Annotated in this window: 16 protein-coding genes; all 16 read left to right on the forward strand. The window is 43.7% G+C overall.

The window, feature by feature from the left end:
* Nucleotides 1-9: 9 nt before the first annotated feature.
* The 16 genes from GPK60_RS04825 (at nt 10) to GPK60_RS04900 (ending at nt 20117) form a co-directional block, all read left to right on the forward strand.
* Nucleotides 10-246, forward strand: coding sequence for a DUF3791 domain-containing protein (locus GPK60_RS04825; protein ID WP_176813485.1), 237 nt, complete (start codon nt 10-12; stop codon nt 244-246).
* Nucleotides 243-713, forward strand: coding sequence for a DUF3990 domain-containing protein (locus tag GPK60_RS04830; protein ID WP_022117952.1), 471 nt, complete (start codon nt 243-245; stop codon nt 711-713). The genes GPK60_RS04825 and GPK60_RS04830 overlap by 4 nt, the downstream gene beginning before the upstream one ends.
* Nucleotides 710-1642 carry a DUF3791 domain-containing protein gene (locus GPK60_RS15635; protein ID WP_176813486.1) on the forward strand — a complete coding sequence of 311 codons (933 nt, stop codon included), beginning with the start codon at nt 710-712 and terminating at the stop codon, nt 1640-1642. Before GPK60_RS04830 ends, GPK60_RS15635 begins: the two co-directional genes overlap by 4 nt.
* A 53-nt stretch (nt 1643-1695) precedes the next feature.
* Nucleotides 1696-2091, forward strand: a complete 396-nt coding sequence (locus GPK60_RS04840) for a DUF6483 family protein (RefSeq protein WP_022117956.1) — start codon at nt 1696-1698, stop codon at nt 2089-2091.
* 82 nt (nt 2092-2173) lie between these two features.
* Nucleotides 2174-2563, forward strand: a complete 390-nt coding sequence (locus tag GPK60_RS04845) for a hypothetical protein (protein ID WP_215658977.1) — start codon at nt 2174-2176, stop codon at nt 2561-2563.
* A 5-nt stretch (nt 2564-2568) separates the two neighbouring features.
* Entirely contained in the window at nt 2569-3294 is a 726-nt protein-coding gene (locus GPK60_RS04850; protein ID WP_147632923.1) for an ABC transporter ATP-binding protein, read from the forward strand.
* 4 nt (nt 3295-3298) lie between these two features.
* Entirely contained in the window at nt 3299-6718 is a 3420-nt protein-coding gene (locus tag GPK60_RS04855; protein WP_215658978.1) for an FtsX-like permease family protein, read from the forward strand.
* A 33-nt stretch (nt 6719-6751) separates the two neighbouring features.
* Nucleotides 6752-8251, forward strand: coding sequence for an RsmB/NOP family class I SAM-dependent RNA methyltransferase (locus GPK60_RS04860; protein WP_215658979.1), 1500 nt, complete (start codon nt 6752-6754; stop codon nt 8249-8251).
* Nucleotides 8252-8273: 22 nt separating this feature from the next.
* Entirely contained in the window at nt 8274-9881 is a 1608-nt protein-coding gene (locus GPK60_RS04865) for a response regulator (RefSeq protein ID WP_215658980.1), read from the forward strand.
* A gap of 12 nt (nt 9882-9893) precedes the next feature.
* Complete coding sequence (locus GPK60_RS04870) at nt 9894-11672, forward strand: sensor histidine kinase (RefSeq protein ID WP_215658981.1); 1779 nt, start codon at nt 9894-9896, stop codon at nt 11670-11672.
* Nucleotides 11669-12583 carry a substrate-binding domain-containing protein gene (locus GPK60_RS04875; protein WP_215658982.1) on the forward strand — a complete coding sequence of 305 codons (915 nt, stop codon included), beginning with the start codon at nt 11669-11671 and terminating at the stop codon, nt 12581-12583. Before GPK60_RS04870 ends, GPK60_RS04875 begins: the two co-directional genes overlap by 4 nt.
* Nucleotides 12584-12639: 56 nt before the next feature.
* Complete coding sequence (locus tag GPK60_RS04880; RefSeq protein ID WP_173897714.1) at nt 12640-13656, forward strand: galactose ABC transporter substrate-binding protein; 1017 nt, start codon at nt 12640-12642, stop codon at nt 13654-13656.
* A gap of 133 nt (nt 13657-13789) precedes the next feature.
* Nucleotides 13790-14839, forward strand: a complete 1050-nt coding sequence (locus GPK60_RS04885; RefSeq protein ID WP_147632930.1) for a hypothetical protein — start codon at nt 13790-13792, stop codon at nt 14837-14839.
* Nucleotides 14840-14866: 27 nt separating this feature from the next.
* Complete coding sequence (locus GPK60_RS04890) at nt 14867-15712, forward strand: LPXTG cell wall anchor domain-containing protein (RefSeq protein ID WP_215658983.1); 846 nt, start codon at nt 14867-14869, stop codon at nt 15710-15712.
* Nucleotides 15688-15870 (forward strand): hypothetical protein, encoded by a 183-nt coding sequence (locus tag GPK60_RS04895; protein WP_022118128.1) that lies wholly within the window; start codon nt 15688-15690, stop codon nt 15868-15870. The genes GPK60_RS04890 and GPK60_RS04895 overlap by 25 nt, the downstream gene beginning before the upstream one ends.
* A gap of 230 nt (nt 15871-16100) precedes the next feature.
* Nucleotides 16101-20117, forward strand: coding sequence for a glycoside hydrolase family 3 C-terminal domain-containing protein (locus GPK60_RS04900; RefSeq protein WP_215658984.1), 4017 nt, complete (start codon nt 16101-16103; stop codon nt 20115-20117).
* Nucleotides 20118-20719: the final 602 nt, after the last annotated feature.

Consider the following 20719-nt stretch of genomic DNA (forward strand, 5'->3'; position numbering starts at 1 on the left):
AGATGCCACATGGAAAAGAAAAACATTGCTAATCTAAATGAATTAGAGTTTGTTATATTTTGCATTGAAAATATTGCATTAAAACTAAAGGTGAATGCAGAAGAGGTTTATATTGCACTGACAGAAAAGAGCAGTATTTTGAACGATTATATCGTCCCGGAATACGAAACGCTTCATACACAGAGTAAAGAATATATAGTGGATGATATTATTGAGGTTATGGAAGAACGAGGGGTTAAGATATGAAGGTATACCATGGTTCATGGATGGAGATTGCAGAACCAGATTTAAAACATTCCAGAACAGATGTAGATTTTGGAAAAGGATTTTATACAACTCCGCTTCGCGAGCAGGCCGTTAAATGGTGTGGAAAATTTAAAAGACGTGGTAAGCAAGGAATCGTTACAACATATGAATTTGATGAAAGCACGAGCAGTAGCTTAAAAATTTTAAGTTTTGATTCTTATTCAGAGGAATGGCTGGATTTTATTCTAAAATGCAGAAGAAAACAGGATAGCTCTGATTATGATATTGTAATGGGTGGTGTGGCTAATGATAAAGTATTTAACACGGTCGAATTATATTTTGATCATTTGATTGATAAACAAGAAGCAATCAAAAGGCTTCGTTATGAAAAACCTAATATGCAAATTTGTTTCCGGAGTGAGCGTGCACTGAAACAACTACATTTTGAAGGGAGTTTTGAAGTATGAATGCAAATCCGATTTTACTCCAAAAAAAATATGCAAGAATCGTTGAATTATTTGCCAGCAAAAAGAAAATTTCTATAGATAAGGCATTAGGGATTTTCTATCACTCAGAAGTATATCAGCTAATGCGGGATGGTATTTCGGATATGCATTGTATGAGTGACAGTTATCTGGAAAAAGAATTGGAAATGGAATGTGAGAAAAAATTAGAACAAGCAGAAGATGACGAAAATAAATATTTAAATTTTTATTATGATAGAAAAAATGAATTACCTGACTATCAAAGAGCAATATGCGGTATAGTACGTAATTCTAACCAGTATTTTGAATTGATAGATGATGAAGGTATTGGTATTTGGAAGAGTAATAGCGAAATAAATTTAACGAGTGCTTTATCAAAGAAAAGTAAAAAATATTACAAACATTACAATGGTGAGTTTCCTGATTACCGAATTTGGATTATTGGGACAAAGAAAGAAAATGATACAATTTGGAATTATAGGAATGTCGCCTCATGTTGCAGATGGAGTTTTAACGGAGAAATAAATGCACACATTAGACAATTAATAAAAGAACAAAATAATGAAAAAGGTCGTCGTTATTTTAATTTATGGAATAATAAAGTTAATAAAATTGCCTTTTTTGAGATTTTAATTGATAGATATATTGAGCATTTAAAAAAAACGCAAGAAATTCAAGAGAGTTTTCTTTCTTCTATTATATTACCTACTGGAGAGGTGCAAGATTCAAATATAGTTAAAATACTTAATAAAAATCGCTCAAGTTTTATAGAAGGTAAATTAGCTGCTGAAAATAATATGAAATATGTGAAGGGGGAAGAAAACGGAGGAATATGGTTTCCTTCGGGAGTTGGAATAGATGGGGATATATATAACTACTATTGTAAGAAAACTATCTTTGATGACATGTAATTAAAGTCTGAAAGTTTGTGACAATAAAATGGGATATTTGAGGAGGTGAAAGAATGGATTTCACAGATGAAAAAGATTATATTATGCGAATAATAAAAGAAATGGTAAGAGTATTATTCTCTCTAGTGTTTGGAAAAAAGTATGTTTCTGTTGAAATTGAAAAAGAAAACAAATATGAAGTATCTGGTAAAAAACTGCAAAGTTTTCTTGACATGATTGATTCAGGCCAGATTAACGAAGCAGAGAATATTCTTTTAAATAACATTGACTATACAAACAAGGATGAGGTCATGGCGGCAGCTCTTTTTTATCAACATCTTAGTGAAAAAGACAGTGAGTTTTTGGAGAACAATAATTACACAAAAGAAGAAGTGCTTTCTGGGTTCAAACAATTACTTGTGCAGTCAGGATATCAAGATTTGTTTTATATGCTTAAAGATGATGAATAATTTTGGATAGAGAAATGATTTTTTGATGTGAAATGAAATTTAGAAATCAGGGATAAGAAAAAATAGTAAAGGAGATCAGCAGATGAAAGTATTAATGTTAAACGGAAGTCCACGGAAAGATGGAAATACATCGATCGCAGTTCTGGACCGGCTTTTTTACAGTTCTCACTTTGATAAGACCATGAAAGTAGGAGTAAGCGTTGTCTGTGCAAGGCGTGGAGGATGTTCTGCGACTTTTGATGAATTAAATAAATATTTTACTATTTCGAATATGCCGATTGCCTCCAGCCAGTATTGGAATTCAATCCATGGACGGGCACAGGGCGAGGCAGAGATGGACGAAGAAGGAAAACAGACCATGCGTGTACTTGCAAGAAATATGGTATTTCTGATGAAGAGTATCGCCTTAGGAAAAGAGAAGTTTGGCTTGCCGGAAACCGAAGAAAGAGTAGCAACACACTTTATCCGATAGACAAGATGGCGAAAGATCAGGATTTTGAAAAAGATTTTGTCAGACTGAAAAATGTTTCGAAGATCTACCGGATGGGTGAAGTCGAGATCCGTGCGGTTGACAAGATAGAATTTGCGATCGACAAAGGAGAGTTTGTGGTCGTGGTAGGGCCAAGCGGTGCCGGAAAAACAACGGTGCTGAACATTCTTGGCGGAATGGATACGGTGACTTCAGGGGATGTGCTGGTCGATGGAGAGAATATTGCCAAATATTCCCAGCGAAAGCTGACCGGATATCGCAGGGATGACATTGGATTTGTTTTCCAGTTTTACAATCTGGTGCCGAACCTGACAGCGAAGGAAAATGTAGAGCTGGCACTTCAGATCTGCAAGGAGCCGCTTGATGCGGTGCAGGTATTAAAAGAGGTCGGACTGGGAAACCGTCTCGACAATTTCCCGGCACAGTTGTCCGGTGGTGAGCAGCAGAGAGTTTCCATTGCAAGGGCACTTGCAAAAAATCCAAAGCTTCTGCTCTGCGATGAGCCGACCGGAGCACTGGATTATCAGACCGGCAAAGCAATCCTCAAGCTTTTGCAGGATACCTGCCGGCAGAAAAAAATGACCGTGATCGTCATCACGCACAATTCGGCACTGACGCCGATGGCGGATCGTGTGATCAAGATCAAAAACGGAAAAGTATCGAAAATGTATCTGAACGAAAATCCAGAACCGATAGAAAACATAGAGTGGTGATAGAATGAAAAAACGTGCACTTCGAAAAGAATTTTTTATGGAGATTCGAAAAAGTCTTCCGAGATTTTTATCGATTTTGTTTATCGTGGCACTTGGAACGGCTTTTTATTCCGGTATTCAGTCGTCCTCACCGGATATGCGTTATTCGGGGGATGCTTATTTTGATGCAAAAGAACTCTCAGATATTCAGGTCACAGGCACAATGGGTGTGACGGGGGACGATGTGGAGGCACTGCAGAACTTAAAAGACATTGAAACGGCGGAAGGTGTCTGTCTGAAAGATGTGCTGACAGGGGAAGAAGGACAGCGGAAAGTGCTGCGTATCTTATCAATTCCGGAAAAAAGCAATTTGGTGACGGTAGAAGAAGGCGAGTACCCGACAAAAGAGGACGAATGTCTGATGGATGTTCAGTATGCAGAGCACAACGGCTATCAGATCGGCGATACCTTCCGGATCAGCGAAGAGCTGGAAAAAGATGAGGATGCCACTTTAAAATCGGACACCTTTACGATCACGGGACTTTGCAGCAGCCCGCTCTATATTTCGTTCAGCCGCGGCAGCACCAATGTCGGAAACGGTGAGATTGCAGGATTTGTCTATGTGCCGCAGGAAACATTTACGACCGATTACTATATGCAGATTTATCTGAAGGTGAAAGGTGCAAAAGAGCTGACAGCCTACACGGATGCCTATGATACAACAGTTGCACAGGCAAAAGAACAGGTCGAAAGCATAGAAAAAGAGCGTTGTACCAGGCGTCAGGAAGAAATAAAAGACGAAGCTCAGGAAAAAGTGAGCGATGCCAGAAAAGAGCTGGCGGACAAAAAGGCTGAGGCGGATCAGAAGCTTGCCGATGCGAAAAAAGAGATCGATGATGCAAAGAAGAAACTGAAGGACGGCAAAACAGAGCTTGCCGATAAAGAGAAAGAATTAAACGACGGCAAAAAAGAGGTGGCAGAGAAAGAGTGGGAACTTGTCGATGCACAGCAGCAGATCACAGACGGACGCACACAGCTTCAGAGTGCGGAAAATCAGCTGGCGGAAAAAGAGAGTGAATTTCAGAAGCAGAAGGCATCTGCAGAAGAACAGATTTCCACAGGAGAAAAAGAGCTTGCAAATGGTTTGAAGAGCTTACAGAAAAATCAGAAGACGTTTGCACAGCAGAAAGCAGCTTTTGAGCAGCAGAAGCAGACGTATCTGGACGGTGTGGCTCGGTATGAGGAAAATCTTGCCCAGTACGAAAACAGTAAAAAACAGGGCGTTCCGGAAGCAATGCTGACGCAGGCAAAGGCAGAGCTTGATGCAACAAAAACGCAGCTTGATGCAGCCGGGGCACAGATCACAGCCGGGGAAAAGCAGTTAAATGATGCACAGAATCAGCTTGATGCGGCACAGAAAAAACTGGATGAAAATCAGGCGAAGATTGATCAGTCAAAACAACAGTTAAAAGACGGTGAGGCACAGTTAAGTGCAGCGAGAAGTCAGTTAAATGAAAAGAAAGCACAGTTAAACGCCTCACAGGCACAGCTTGACGATGGGAAACGGCAGATTGAAGATGCAAAGCAGAAATTAGAAGACGGACAAAAACAGATCGAAGATGCGAAAGCGACGATCGCAAAAAATGAGAAAAAGCTTGCAAAAGGCGAACGTAAATACGAAAAGAAAAAGGCAAAAGCAGAGAAAAAGATTGCAAAAGCGGAAAAGAAGATTGATGACGCACAAAAAGAAGTGGATGATATCAAAGAACCGGAATGGACGGTCGAAGACCGCAGTGATCTGCTGGAGTACACCAATTACGGAGATAATGCCGAAAGAATGAAGAGCATCGGGGAAGTGTTCCCTGTTCTTTTCTTCCTGGTGGCAGCCCTGATCAGCCTGACCACGATGACGCGAATGGTCGAAGAAGAGCGTACCCAGATCGGAACGATGAAAGCACTCGGCTACAGCAAAGTGGACATTGCGGCAAAATATCTGCTGTATGCACTGTTTGCGACGGTCGGCGGCAGTGTCCTTGGCGTTCTGGCAGGGGAGAAAATATTACCGTATATTATTATCCGGTCTTATGGTATCATGTATTTACATATGAATACGATATGTATTCCATATAATATGAAATTTGCTCTTATCGCAGCCGGAGCGGCGATCTTCTGTACGATGATCGCGACGCTGGAAGCATGCATACGTGAGCTTCATGCATGGCCGGCCGTTCTGATGCGTCCGCCTGCACCAAAACAGGGCAGACGTGTCTGGATCGAGAAAATTCCGTTTTTGTGGAAACATTTAAGTTTTACCTGGAAATCAACCGTACGCAATCTGTTCCGTTATAAGAAACGATTCTTCATGACAATTATCGGAATCGGCGGCTGTATGGGACTTCTGCTGGTTGGATTCGGACTGCGTGATTCCATTATGGATGTGGCAATTCTGCAGTATCAGGATATTCAGGTTTACGATGGCATGATTGTTCTGGATGCAGATGCAGATCAGAGCGGGCAGGACGAACTGAAACAGGAGCTTGCCGATGACGGAAGCGTGGAAGCGTTTGCAGAAGTATCCATGAAAAAGGTGGAGTTTGCGTCCGCTGACAAAAAACTGGATGTCTATCTGATGGTCGTGCCGGATGATGTGTCGATTGATGAGTTTGTGAAATTCCGCAGCAGAACGACAAAAGAAGCCTATGAGCTTGATGATCAGGGTATGATCCTCACCGAAAAAGCAGGAAAACTGCTTGGCGTTTCGGCAGGAGATTCTGTGGAGATGACAGGAGAACACAGCGGTGTAAAGATTCCGATCAACAGAATATGTGAAAACTATATGTCACATTTTGCATATATGACTGAGAATATGTATCGGAAACTTTACGGAGAAAAACCACAGTACAACAGTATTCTCTACCGTGTGACAGACCGGGATGAGAGCATCGCAGAAAAAGCAGGCGAACGTGCCATGAAATGTGATGCGGCACTGAGTGTCACTTATACGGGCAACACAAAAGAACAGCTTGATAATATGCTGACTGCACTGGATTCCGTGATCGGTGTGCTGATCCTTTCTGCGGGTATGCTGGCATTTGTGGTATTGTACAACCTCAATAACATCAATATCAATGAACGAAAGCGAGAGCTTGCGACCATCAAAGTGCTTGGATTTTATGACAAAGAAGTATCAGCTTACGTTTACCGGGAAAATATTCTGCTGACGATCCTTGGAAGTATTTTCGGAATATTCCTCGGTATACTGCTGCACCGCTTTATCATTGTGACCGTGGAAGTGGATGTCTGTATGTTCGGACGGAACATCAGCGTGTTCAGTTATGTGATATCCGCACTGATCACCTATGGATTTTCCATTCTGGTAAACGGTGTGATGTATTTCAAACTGAAAAAGATCGATATGGTAGAGTCACTGAAAAGTGTAGAGTAAAAGATAAAAACAAAAAAGAAGGAGAACAGAAGGATGTATTTGCCGGAGGCATTTCAGAAAAAAATGAAAGCAATTTTGGGTGAGGAGTATGATGATTTTCTGGCTGGATTTGAAAAACCGCGTCATTATGGCCTGCGGGTGAATACAGCAAAGATCACCGTAGAAGAATTTAAAGAACTGGTGCCTTTTCATCTGACACAGATTCCGTGGGTGGAAAATGGATTTTATTATGAAGAGGAAGATGCACCGACCAGACACCCGTACTATTATGCAGGGCTTTATTATATTCAGGAGCCGAGTGCGATGACGACTGCCTCAAGACTCCCGGTAGGTCCGGGGGAGCGTGTACTGGATCTCTGTGCGGCTCCGGGCGGCAAAGCCACGGAGCTGGGGGCAAAACTGTTTGGGGAAGGACTTCTGGTGGCAAATGACATCAGTGCTTCGAGGGTGAAGGCACTTCTGAAAAACATTGAAGTGATGGGGATTCCGAATTCCTTTCTTTTAAATGAAGTGCCGGCAAAGATCGCCGAACAGTTTCCGGCATATTTTGATAAAATCCTGGTGGATGCCCCGTGTTCCGGGGAAGGCATGTTCCGCAAAAATCCGGAGGCGGCACGCGTCTGGAGTGAAGAAAAACCGCCGGAATGTGCAAAAATGCAGAGAGAGATCGTAAAACAGGCGATCTCCATGCTGAAACCGGGCGGCATGATGATCTATTCGACCTGTACCTTTTCACCGGAAGAGAATGAGCAGATCATCGCATGGGTGCTGCGTGAATTTCCTGAAATGCAGCTGATCCCGATGAAAGGATACGAGGGATTTTCCGAGGGAAGACCGGATCTTGCAGACGGCAATCCGGAACTGAAAAAATGTGTACGTATCTGGCCACATCATATGGACGGCGAGGGACATTTTGTGGCTCTGATGCAGAAGAGCCGGACACCGGAAATGGATGATGTTTCACCAGAAAAATCATCCGCATATATTTCGGAAGCAGACGAAGAGCCATCGGAGCATGATGATGTAAAAAAGAAAAAGAAAAAAGCAAAAAAAGGACGAAAAGATCAGAAGGAAAGAAATGAGGCGGCAGGATGCACCAGACAGGAACGGGCCGTTCTGGAGAGCTTTTTTGCCGATGTAAAGGCAGAAGTTGACTGGAAACGCATCGAGGTGCGAAAAGGGTTTGCCTATTACCTCCCGGAAGGTGTGGAAGGTAAAAAAAATCTGGTCTTTGTGCGAAACGGACTCTATCTTGGGGAGATACGAAAAGACCGCTTCGAGCCGTCACAGGCATTTGCGATGGTATTACAGAAAAAAGAATTTGCCTCCAGTATTGATTTTCCGGCAAAGGATGAGCGAGTGATCCGTTATCTGAAGGGGGAAACGGTGGATGTCTCGGATCTGGAGTATGGAAAAGAGAAAGGCTGGCAGCTGGTCTGTGTGGATGGTTACCCGCTCGGCTGGGGAAAACTGGTGAATGGGACGTTGAAAAATAAATATCTTTCAGGTTGGAGAATGAAAGTGAATGGATAGCTAAAAGGAGAGGTGAAAGAAAGTGAACTACAGGGTTGTGTTGGCAGATGATGAACCTGAGGTTTTGCGGAGCATACAGAGAACGCTGGACTGGGAAAAGTACGGATTCTCGGTAGTCGGAGCATTCTTAAATGGACTGGATGTACTGGAATTTTTGGAAAATCACGATGTAGATATCGTGTTTACCGATATCCGGATGCCCTTTATGGACGGAATCGAACTGATGCATAAGATCAAAGAAAAATATCCATACATAAAGCTGGTGATTATTTCCGGGTATGATGATTTCCAGTATGCAAAAGAAGCACTGATCCATGGCGTTTTGGATTATATTCTAAAGCCGATCAATGCCAGGGAAATGTCAGAAGTTCTTCAGAAAGTCAAAGACAAAATGGATACCGAGCTGGAAGAAAAGCAGAGCATCCAGAAGCTTCGAAACCTGTATCTGGAAAATCAGCCGATCATAAGGGAAAATTTCCTGAACCGGCTGGTAGTTGGAAATATCAAGGCAAAAGCACTTCAGGAAGAAAAAAAGACAGGGCTGATCCGCATGGGAGAATATAAATACTGGGCAACGGCACTGGCACAGATTTATCAGATCGAACAGAAAGAGCATGGAGAAACCATGGACAGCCAGCTGGCATCCATCTACATCCGCAATCTGATCCGAAATTCCATATCGGATGATATTTATTATGAAGCTTTTTACAATCCGCTCGGGGAATGTATTCTGTTTGGTATGAATGAACCGGAAGAAATGGAAAAGATTCTTTTAAAGCTCAATGATATTGCAAAAGAGAGCAAACGTGTGATGAAGATCAAGGCAGCGATCGGTGTCGGAAAGATCAAAGATGAGCTGATTAAAGTGAAAGAATCTTTTGAAGAAGCCAAAGAAGCACTCTCCTATCGCAAAATGTCGCAGGACGGAGATGTCATTTATATGGAAGATATTGACAAATCCGAGCAGGTGATCCTGTTGTTTGATGAGAAAGCACAGGACAAGCTGTTCACGGCAGTAAAATTCGGAAAAGAAGAAGATATTCATGCCGTGATCAGAAAAATGAAAGAATATCTGATCAAAGCCGATATGAGCAGTAACAGTTATCAGGCGTACAGCATGAGCGTCATCAATGCACTTCTTGTTTTTGCAAGACAGCAGGACCTTGAGATTGAAGAAGTCTTTGACGGGATTCCGAATTATCTGGAGATCATGCAGAAGTATGCCAGTGCGGATACGTTCATGGAATGGCTGGAAGAACAGTGCATCCGCTTAAATGCCAACCAGGGGCGGGAACGTGAGAACAAGGCGAAAGGTATCATTGAAGAGGCAAAACAGAAAATCCAGGAAGAGTTCGGAGATCCGGATATCGGACTGGAAAAGATTGCTGCTGAAGTCGGACTGACACAGACCTATTTTTCCAGCCTGTTCAAAAAAGAGACCGGCATGAGTTTCGTAGAGTATCTGACGGACACCAGAATGAAAGAAGCCATGCGGCTTTTAAAAGAGACAAATGAAAAAATCTATGTAGTTGCCCAGAAAGTGGGCTATCTGGAATCCGGATATTTCAGCCATGTATTTAAGAAAAAATATGGAATGTCCCCGATCCAGTGCCGCAGACAGGGGCAATAGATGGGAGGTTGTATGTGGGGGAAAATCAGACAGGACTTTCGGAAGTTTCTGCCGAAACAGAGTATGCAGAATATTCTGTATGTGATCATTCTGACGCTGACGCTGCTTGTCGCTGTCTTTGTAGGATTTTTTGTCTCAAAGTCTCAGCAGGAAAAGCAGGCACAGATCATCGTTCAGGATAATCAGGAGCTGGCAGAACAGATCAACGTATCTATGTCACAGTATCTGCACAGTATGATGCGTCTGTCAGATACACTTTATTATAATATTATCAAGGGAAACGACAGCGGACAGATGAAACAGATGTTTCAGGCGATGTATGACGGCTACAAAGATTATGTGGAGAGCATTGCCCTGTTTCAGGAGGATGGGACACTTTTGCAGGTCATGCCGGCACTGTCATCTGCCTCTTCCTCAGATGTTATGCAGGAAGAATGGTTTTCCAGTGCACTTGAGCGAAGTGAGAACATTCATTTTTTCAGACCGCAGATACAGGACTGCTTTGAACATAACAGCAGTTTTCCGTGGGTGATCCCGATGAGCCGTTTTGTGCAGATCACGCACGGAAATCAGGTGCTGAGCGGAGTGCTGCTCATCAATATAAAATACAGTGCATTATCTGAAGTTTTCAGGAACTCAACAGATGATATGAACCAGTATTCTTTTCTGATGGATTCAAACGGAGAACTGATCTACCATCCCAGGCACGCCCTTGTAAACAGTGGGATTATAGAAAAACCGCCAGAAACACTGGCTGAATATCAGGATGGATCCTATGAAACAGAAATCGGGAAACAGCAGGTGTTCTGCAGTGTCAAGACGGTGGGATACACCGGATGGAAGATCATTCGTGTGATCGGGAAAGAAGAACTTAGAAGTTATGGGATCAAAAGTACTTTTTTTGTGCTGGCGGTCATCTGCCAGGTAGTTCTGTTTTTCCAGGTTGTCGGATCGTATATTTCAATGGTGCTGACAAGACCGATCTGCAACCTGGAGGAGGATGTCCAACGAATTTCAGCCGGAGAGCTGGATATCAAAGTCCATACTGCCGGAAGTTTTGAAGTGTATCATCTGGGACGCTCTATTCAGAAGATGACAGTCAGGATCAAAAAACTGATGCGGGAAGTGATCCAGGAACAGGAAGCCAAAAGAAAGAGTGAACTGGACAGTCTTCAGGCACAGATTACACCACATTTTCTTTACAATACGCTGGACATTGTAGTGTGGATGATCGAGGAAAACCGAAAAGAAGATGCCGCAGGCATGGTTACGGCACTGGCAAGATTTCTGCGTATCAGCCTCAGCAAAGGAAAAAATATCATCACGGTAGCAGATGAACTGGAACATGCAAGGAATTATCTGATGATCCAGTCACTTCGTGCAAAAGATCAGTTTACGTACCGGATTGAAAAAGATCCCGGCACAGAATGTTTTCAGGTCATCAAACTGATCGTTCAGCCAATTGTGGAAAATGCACTTTATCACGGACTGGAAGGGATGTACGGCGATGGTGAGATCGTGATTCATGCCTATACAAAAGACGGGGATCTCTACATTTCTGTGAAAGACAACGGTATGGGGATGTCAAAAGAACAGGCAGAGGCACTTCTGGATTACACGAAAGAATTAAAGACGGCAAAAGGAAACGGCATTGGTGTACGAAACGTACACGAGAGGATTCAGCTGCACTTTGGAAAAGAATACGGGGTACAGATCATTTCAGAGGAAGATGAGGGAACAGAAATCCTGCTGCATCTTCCGGCAATTATGTATGGAGAAAAGAAAGAATGAGAAGGGCAAAGAAAATCGGTATTGTGTGCGTAGGGATTCTGATGGTTGTTTTTATGTTTCTCTCGTATTCAAATTTGTTTGGAGGAGAGACGAAAAGAGATATCACAAAAATTTCTGTGATCGGGATCAAGAGAAAAAACAGTCAGGTAGAAGATTTTAAAAGAGGTATTGAGGAAGCAGCAAATGCAAAGCGTGTGGATGTCGAGTATCTGGAGATAGAGGAAGATTATGACACGATCAAAGAGTACATAGACCGTGAGATCAAAAACGGCTCTCAGGCATTGATCGTGTTTTCAGAAAAAGAAGAACAGATTCTCTCTTATCTGCAGTCAGAAAAGAAGAAAATCCCGCTGATCCTGGTGAATCCGGGCGGAACAGAAGAAAAAGCGATCCGTGTCTGGTTTGATGTGCAGGATATGGCAGAATGTCTGGCAGAAAAAATCCATCAGAAGCGTCAGGAAGAAGAGCCGGTGGTATATTTAACGGATGAGAAAGAAATGTCGGAGCGAATGTGGACAATCTTTCAGGAAACATTTCAGAAGCAGGGGATTGCAATCGAGAAAAAGAAAATGACACTTCCAAATCTTGCAAAATATCGGGATCAAAAGCAGCAGGCGGTGTTTATCTGCAGTTCTCCAAAGATTACAGAAGAGACGGCAGACTATCTGAAAAGCAAAAACCAGGTCATTTATGGGATCGGTTATTCCGATGAGGTATTGCAGGGGATCCGGGAAGGGAAAGTGGAAGGCGTTATGGCATACAGCATGTATTCTTTCGGGATTTATGCAGTGAAGTCTGCTGTTTACTCCATAGAAGGAAAGAAAGTGGATCATCTCACAAAGACAAAATGCGAGTGGATCACGCAGGACAATATAAAAGAAAAGTATGATTTTCTGTTTCCAATCTATTGATAAAATCGCAGGAGTTAATGTCCGCTTTACAAGGTGGAAGAAGGAGGCAAAAACAAATGGGGTCAAAAAAGGAACTGCAGGCAGCCATCGCAGTACTTGGTCTGTGCATGCTGGTCTTTGGATGTACAAAGACAGCGGAGAGTGAGAACAGCAAAAAGCAGGTCAAGATCGGGGTGGCTGTATACAACGAAGAAGATGTTTATGTCAGCAAGATCTGCGGTTATCTCGAGGATGAAATTTTTCAGTACGAAAAAGACCATCCAGGCGTGGAGATCCGCAAAAAGATCGCCGATGCAAGGGGCAGTCAGCAGGAGCAGAACGACCAGATCGATCAGTTCATCAGTCTGGACTATGATCTTCTGCTGGTCAATATCGTGGATCGCACCAATGCGGCTGTGATCATCGACAAAGCGACGCAGGCGGACATTCCGGTTGTGTTTTTCAACAGAGAGCCGGTGCGGGAAGACATTTTCCGGAGTGATCAGATTTATTATGAAGGATCGGATGCAAAACAGTCTGCTATTTTGCAGGCGGATGTAATTGCAGATGCACTGGAAAAAGACCGCAGTAAAATCGACCGGAATGGTGACAGCGTCATACAGTTCGCCATGCTGGAAGGAGAGTCCGGTCATCAGGACACGCTGATCCGTTCAGAGTGGGTGCTGAAAGAGCTGGAAAACAAAAAAATCCCGACGCAGCAGATCGCAGGCAGCACCGGAAACTGGGAAAAAAATCAGGCGAACGTGATCGTACGGCAGTGGATGAAAGAGTATCCGAACCAGATTGAAGTGATCATCAGCAATAATGATGACATGGCACTGGGAGCCTGGGAAGCACTCGAAGAAAAAGGATGCACCGAAGTGCAGGTGGTCGGAATCGACGGAATCGAAGAAGTACGCGAACTGGTGGATGAAGATAAGATCCTCGGAAGTGTTCTGTGTGATACAAAACTGCATGCAAAAGCACTGATGCAGTTCATAGATGTGCTGGCTTTTCATAACGGCAGTGTAGAGAAACTGAACCTTGAAAATGAAAGATATTATATGATTCCTCTTACAAAAGTGGAAAAATAGAAAAAAGTTAGAAAAAATCTAAAAAAATTTCAACCAAATCTAATAAAAATCTATGGAAATTTACCGAGAAATCAGATAAAATAGATTCACTAAGGCACAGAAAGGAATCGAAATCAAAAAGGAGGTAAAAAGAATGAAGAAAAGTAAGATTTTTTCTGTAGTATTGGCGATGTTTTTGATTCTGACACTGAACGTTGGAGCTGTGAGGGCAGCAGATACCGCCAGAATTTATCTGGATGCCGTTCAGGCAAAGAGTGGTATCGTGACCGTTTCCTGTAAAGCAGAGAACGTGGGTAAGATCAGCAACGGAAAATTAAGGATTACATACGCAGCCGACAAACTGCATCTGGTAAAGACAGAGGCAGGAGATGGACTGAAAAAAGGTAATTTCCAGACGGTTATCAACGATCCGATCGACGGAAACAAAGCAGAAGGTGAGATCGTGTTTGTATTTGCTTCTTCCAGAGAGCAGGAAGTCAGCGGCAATCTGGTGACCATGACATTCTCCGCAAGTGAGAAACTTGATCTCAAAGATACAGGTCTGAACCTGAAAGCAGAAGAGTGGAACAAAACAAGCGGATCGGATATTAATGTCAGCATCAAAGATCTTCAGTACAGAAGCGAAGTGATCGACAAGATTGAGCCGACACCAACACCGGAAAAGAAGATCAGCCTGAATGATACACAGATCGCTGAAATCGAAGATCAGACTTACACAGGAAGAGCCGTTCGTCCGGGTGTGACGATCCAGTATCAGGGAAAAACACTGACAGAAGCCAAAGATTATGCACTGACTTACAAAAAGAATAAAAAGATCGGAAAAGCAAGCGTTACGATTAAAGGTATCGGAGAATACGAAGGAAGCAAGACGATGACCTTCTACATAGCACCGAGACCGCCAAGGATCAAAAAAGCAGTTTCAGATTCCAGAAAGAAAGTATCCCTTCGCTGGTCCAAAAAGAAACAGGCAGACGGCTACCAGATCAAGATCGCACGCGACAAACAGTTTACCAGGAAAGTAAAGACCGTCAACATCAAGAAAAACACAAAAGTGAAAAAGACAGTCAAGGTAAAAGGAAAGGGCAGAGCAAAATATTATGTAAGAATCCGTTCCTACAAGATCATTGACGGTAAGAAACATTACGGAAAATTCGGCTATAAAAAAGCTGTCCGTGTAAAATAATGCAGTCCAGAGGAGGCAAAACAAACCATGAAAAAAGTATTATGTGCGATGATGCTGTTTGCAGCAGCAATCCTGTGCCTGTATCAGAATGTATCCGCAGCTGAGGGGGCAACCGTAACGGTAAACGGTGACACACTTCAGGCAGGAAGTGATGCGTGGAAAGTTACTCTTGATATCAGCGGCGATACGAAAATTACAAACGGCAAGATTCGTGTGACGTATGACAGCTCACAGCTGAAGCTGGTATCAACGGAAGCAGGCTCCATGATGAATGGCGTTCTGACCGACATCAACGATCCGGTCAGTGGCAATAAATCCGAAGGAGAAGCAGTGTTTGTATTTGCATCCTCTACAGAACTGGATACAAACGGAACACTTTTTGAAATGACTTTCCAGGTACAGGATTCGGTTAAAGACGGTGACAGCGTAACGGTTTCCGCAAAAACGGAAGAACTGCAGAATAACAATGCAGCCGTTGCCGTGACCGATGTACCGCTGAACGCAGCGGTGGGAAGCCAGAGCAACAATAACGGAAACAACAATGGCGGAAATGATTCCTCCACAGAACCACAGACCGAGACAGCATCCAATAATGGAAACAACGGAAACGGAAGTGGATCGGATAACCAGGGCGGCTCCGGTATCCAGACCGAGGCACCTTCCGGAAACAGCAATACCTCCGGTGGCAGCAGCACCTTCGGCGGAACATCTTCCGGAAGCAGCAGTACTGCGGGAACCCAGAGCGGAAGCAGCACGGTTACATCCGCAAAAACAGGAGATAACACCAATGTTTTAAGACCACTTATCATCGCAGTGATCGCACTGATCGTGCTGATTGGCGGATATGTATGGTCCAGAAAGAAAAAGAAATAAAAGCCAATACGAAATTTTTAAGACAGGAAGTGCACTTGCATCGAGAGACAGATGTGAGTGCATTTTTTGTCTTAGTGGGAGTGCAATATACCTGCGATGTACCGGAAGTGCGAACAGATAGTGTATCTGTTGTATCAAAAAATGTGGAAAATGTATAAAAAATATATAAAACAAGAAAATACATACCATATTTTATTCAAAATAACGATTAAAAACAGAGGACTAACAGGAAACATAAAAATTTACAAGAAAAACGTATAATATTACATGGAAAATCATAAAAAAATTATATAAAATAAAATCACACGAGAAAATGTTGATGGAATATCAACATCGGAAAGCGAAAAACATAACAAGAAAGCAGTAAAGCAGTAAAGGAGGAAAAAGAATGAAGAAAACTTCAAAAAAAGTGATAGCAGTCACATTGTCCGCTTCGATGCTCTTAGGAGGAAGCATGACAGCGATGGCAGCTACAACAAACCCGGATATCAGCCAGCGTGAGATTGACCATAAGACCGCGGCTAAAAACATCGCAGCACAGGGCATGGTCCTGATGGAAAACAAGAACAACTCACTGCCGATTTCAGCAAAGAAGGGAACAAAAGTAGCACTGTTCGGACAGGGTGTTTACAACACCATCAAAGGCGGTACCGGTTCCGGTGCTGTAAACCAGCGTGACAATGTTACCGTACAGCAGGGTTTTGAAAATGCCGGATATGATATCGTAAATGCAGATTTTGTAAACCAGATGCATGAGCTCTGGACAGCAAACGGCGGCGGCACAAGTCAGGGCTGGGGATTTAAATGGGTGAATGAACCGGTTTATGAACAGACAGAAGGTGCGGCAGACCAGATCAAAGCAGCGGCAGATCAGACAGATACTGCAATTTATGTTATTGCACGTAACTCAGGTGAAGGATCAGATCGTTCTTCCGGAAAAGGTGATTATCTCTTATCGGATGATGAGCGGGCCAATCTGGAACTGCTTGGAAAAACATTTGATAACGTAGTTGTTGTCCTGAACGTAGGCGGAATCATTGATACTAAGTTCTTCAGTGAGATCAATGGGCTGGATTCCATGCTCCTGATGTCTCAGGCAGGTATGACCGGCGGTGATGCACTGGTAGAAGTATTAAACGGTACAGTAAATCCATCCGGTAAATTAACAGATACCTGGCCGGTTAATTTTGATGACAACCCATCCAGTGCAGGATTTGCAAACGAGGATAAAAATAATGCACAGGAATTGTACAACGATGATATTTTCGTAGGATATCGTTATTATGATACGTTCGGCAAAGATGTTTCCTATGAATTTGGCTATGGCGGATCTTATACTACATTCGCAATGCAGACACAGTCTGTAACAGCAGACAAAGACAAAGTAACCGTTAAGGTTAAAGTGAAAAATACAGGTTCCGTATCCGGTAAAGAAGTAGCAGAAGTTTACTTCTCAGCCCCGGAAGGCAATCTGGACAAACCGTATCAGGAACTGGCAGGCTATGCAAAGACAGACGAACTGGCACCTGGTGAATCTCAGGTACTGACGATCACATACGATACAACAGAGATGGGATCTTACGATACAGACAAGGCAGCATACGTGATGGAGGACGGCGATTACATCATCCGTGTCGGTAATTCTTCCAGAAACACACATGTAGCAGGCAAGATCAGCGTAGCGGAAGATACGATCACAGAACAGTACAGCAATCTGATGGTTCCGGTAAAAGATAATCCGAACGTTGCAGATGATGAGAAATATCCGACACTCGAGCCGATGACAACCGAAGGTGCAACACCGATCACATACGACGGTGAAGCAGATGAGATCGCAGCAGCATCCACGATCGCAGTTGATTTCACAGGTTACAAAGCACCGAAAATCATCAAAGAAAACGAAGATGTCGATGTATACGTATCGAATACAACGCAGACAGAATATCTGATCGCAGAAAACAAAGACGGAGCAACAGGCAAGATCAGCCGTGTTGAAAAAGGAAATGCAAACAGCTCCGACTATACAGTAACATACAACGAGCACGTTAAAAAATTTGACGGTGATTTCAGCAAAGCGACGCTGATGGACGTTAAACTTAAGAAGCTCAGTATTGAACAGTTTGTATCTGCACTGTCACTGGAAGAACTGGCAGAACTGGTGAACGGTCATTCAGGTGATGCAACCGTTAAAGGTGTGGCAGGATCTACCTGGAGAAACGATACAAAAGGCATCACCCCTGTAAACCTGTCTGACGGACCTGCAGGTCTTCGTATTACACAGAAATACAAAGATGGCGATCAGACCTATTACCAGTATGCAACCGCATGGCCGATCGGTACATTGCTTGCACAGACCTGGGATACCGATCAGATCTACGCTTACGGCGAAGGCGTTGGCGAAGAGATGGAAGAGTTCGGTATCGGATGCTGGCTGGCACCTGGTATGAACATCCACAGAAACGCACTGTGCGGACGTAACTTTGAGTACTATTCAGAGGATCCGGTAGTTGTAGGTATTACAGGTACAGCTGCAACCCTTGGCGTACAGTCCAATAAAGGTGTTGGCGTTACTATCAAACATTATGCACTGAACTCTCAGGAAACAAACAGAAACAGCGAAAATAACACAGTTTCTGAAAGAGCAATCCGTGAAATCTACCTCAAAGGTTTTGAAGCAGTTGTAAAACAGGCACAGCCGATGGCGATCATGACCTCTTACAACCAGAACAACGGCAGACCGGCAGCCGATGATTATGATCTGTGTACCGCATTCGCAAGAGACGAATGGGGATTCCAGGGAATGATCATGACAGACTGGGGCGGCGGACAGTCCGTACCGATGTATGAAATGCATGCAGGCAACGACCTTGTTTGCCCTGGCAAAGGTGCAGCTCAGATCATCAAAGGCTTCAAATCTGATCCAGACTGGAACGGAAAAGGCTATGTAAATATGACAACCATCAGCTATCAGGATCAGACAGATCCGGATCTCCCGGTTATCACAAAAGACGTTCCGAACTTCGGCGGATATGAACTGAATAAAGAAGGTACAGAAGTACAGTCTACAACCGTGAACGGTGATGCAGATGCAGATCACAGCCTTCTGTGTGATGAAGCATGGAAAGCAATCGAAGATGGATATGCAACATATAAAGTAAAAGATGTACGTAACTGGTGGACAGGTACAACAACAAAACAGACAACGGTCAGCTACAAGGTAAACAGCAACAAAGATGGTCAGACAAATAAACAGCTGATCTCCCTTGGTGACCTTCAGAAAGCAGCCATCAACATCTGCAACCTTGTAATGGATTCTACAGAGTTTGCAAAAGAACATGGTTTCACAGCACAGTCCCTGAATGAAAAATATGCAGATATCCTGAAAGATATCACTTCCCATTCAAAAGACGCTGTACAGAGCACAATCGCAGACAAAGGCCTGCAGAAACTGATCAACACCGTAAAAGACCTTGATTCTTCCGAGTATACAGCAGACAGCTGGAAAGCACTGGAAGATGCAGTAGCAGCAGCAAAAGACGTAGTAGCAAAAGCAGACGCAAGTCAGTCTGAAATCGATGCGGCAGTAAACGGCATCATCGAAGCACTTGGAAACCTGGAATACGGCGTACAGACCCTGCACCTTGAGACAGCGATCGAAGCAGCAGAAGCAATCCTTGCAGATGCAGATAACTATGAATCCGTAGATGCACTGAAAGCAGCAGCAGACGCAGGAAAAGCAGTTCTGGCAAAAGCAGATGCAACTCAGGCGGAAATCGATGCAGCAGCAGACGCAGTTCTGGCTGAAATGTCCAAACTGGCAGAAAACGCAGACAGAGCTTCCCTGAAGAAACTGGCAGACGCAGCAGAAAAACTGACAGACGGCAAGTACACAAGTGATTCCATCGCTAAACTGAACGATGCGATCAGCAAAGCAAAAGATGCCCTGGAAAACGGTGACGAAGCAGCAATCGCAGGTGCATACGAAGAACTGATCGATGCGATCACAAACCTTGAAATGAAAGGCAACAAAGCAGCCCTGAAAGCTATGCTGGAAAAAGCAGCTGCAATCCTTGCAGATACAGATGCGTACGTAGCATCCACGATCGACGGACTGGCAACAGTAAAAGCAGATGCACAGAATGTATATGACAATGCAGATGCAGTACAGAGTGAGATCAATGCAGCAGTTAAGAGCCTGACACTGAAGATCGCAGCAGCCCGTCTCCTCGGTGACGTAAACGGCGACGGTGCAGTCACAACAAGCGACAGCGTATCTGTCCTGGCAGCAAGTGCAGAACTTACAAGCCTGGATGCAGACGCAACAGCAAGTGCAGATGTAAACGGCGATGGCGTGGCAGATACCCTGGACGCAGCAGTGATCCTGCAGACAGCAGCAGAAAAATAAAAATTGACCGAGTTCTTTAGAGCGAGGGATGCTTCTTGTCCGAAGGGCAAGAAGATAGGCATTAAGAAAACTTATACGTAAAATATAACGCCATGATGATTCGAAAACAATCTCCTGACACGCTGCGTTTCCTGTTCGGTTCGCTCGCCTGTTAGCCGCCCTTCGCCTAAACTCGCCTCTTCGAGGCTCAGACAGCGGCTCTTTGGGGCGGCAGCATCGCAAACCTCACGACGGAAGCCTTGCTACCGTCAGAGCGATTTGTTTTCGAATTCATCATGGCTGTATTATTTTACGCACCATGTTTTACAATGCAGTTCGTCTGCACATTGCTAAAAGCTCCTGGCTTGCCGGGGGGTCGCTTAAGCGGAACAGTCCTTTCAGGCCAAATTACAAAACACAGAACAGAAAAAGACAGAGATAGAGTAACGGAAACTTGCTACCGTCACTATGCCTCTGTCTTTTTGTTGTCTGGCACAATTCTGCACTTCACATTCCTTTTGTTGCATGGAAAGAAAAAACAGCATCCACTCTTTTTACTATCTTGATGCGGAACGTTTTGATTCTAAAAACTTTCTGCGTGCACCAGCGTGGCAAAAGGCTGT

Origin of the sequence: Ruminococcus sp. MCC718 (genome assembly GCF_018783905.1) — a bacterium.
GTDB lineage: Bacteria > Bacillota > Clostridia > Lachnospirales > Lachnospiraceae > Hominisplanchenecus > Hominisplanchenecus faecis.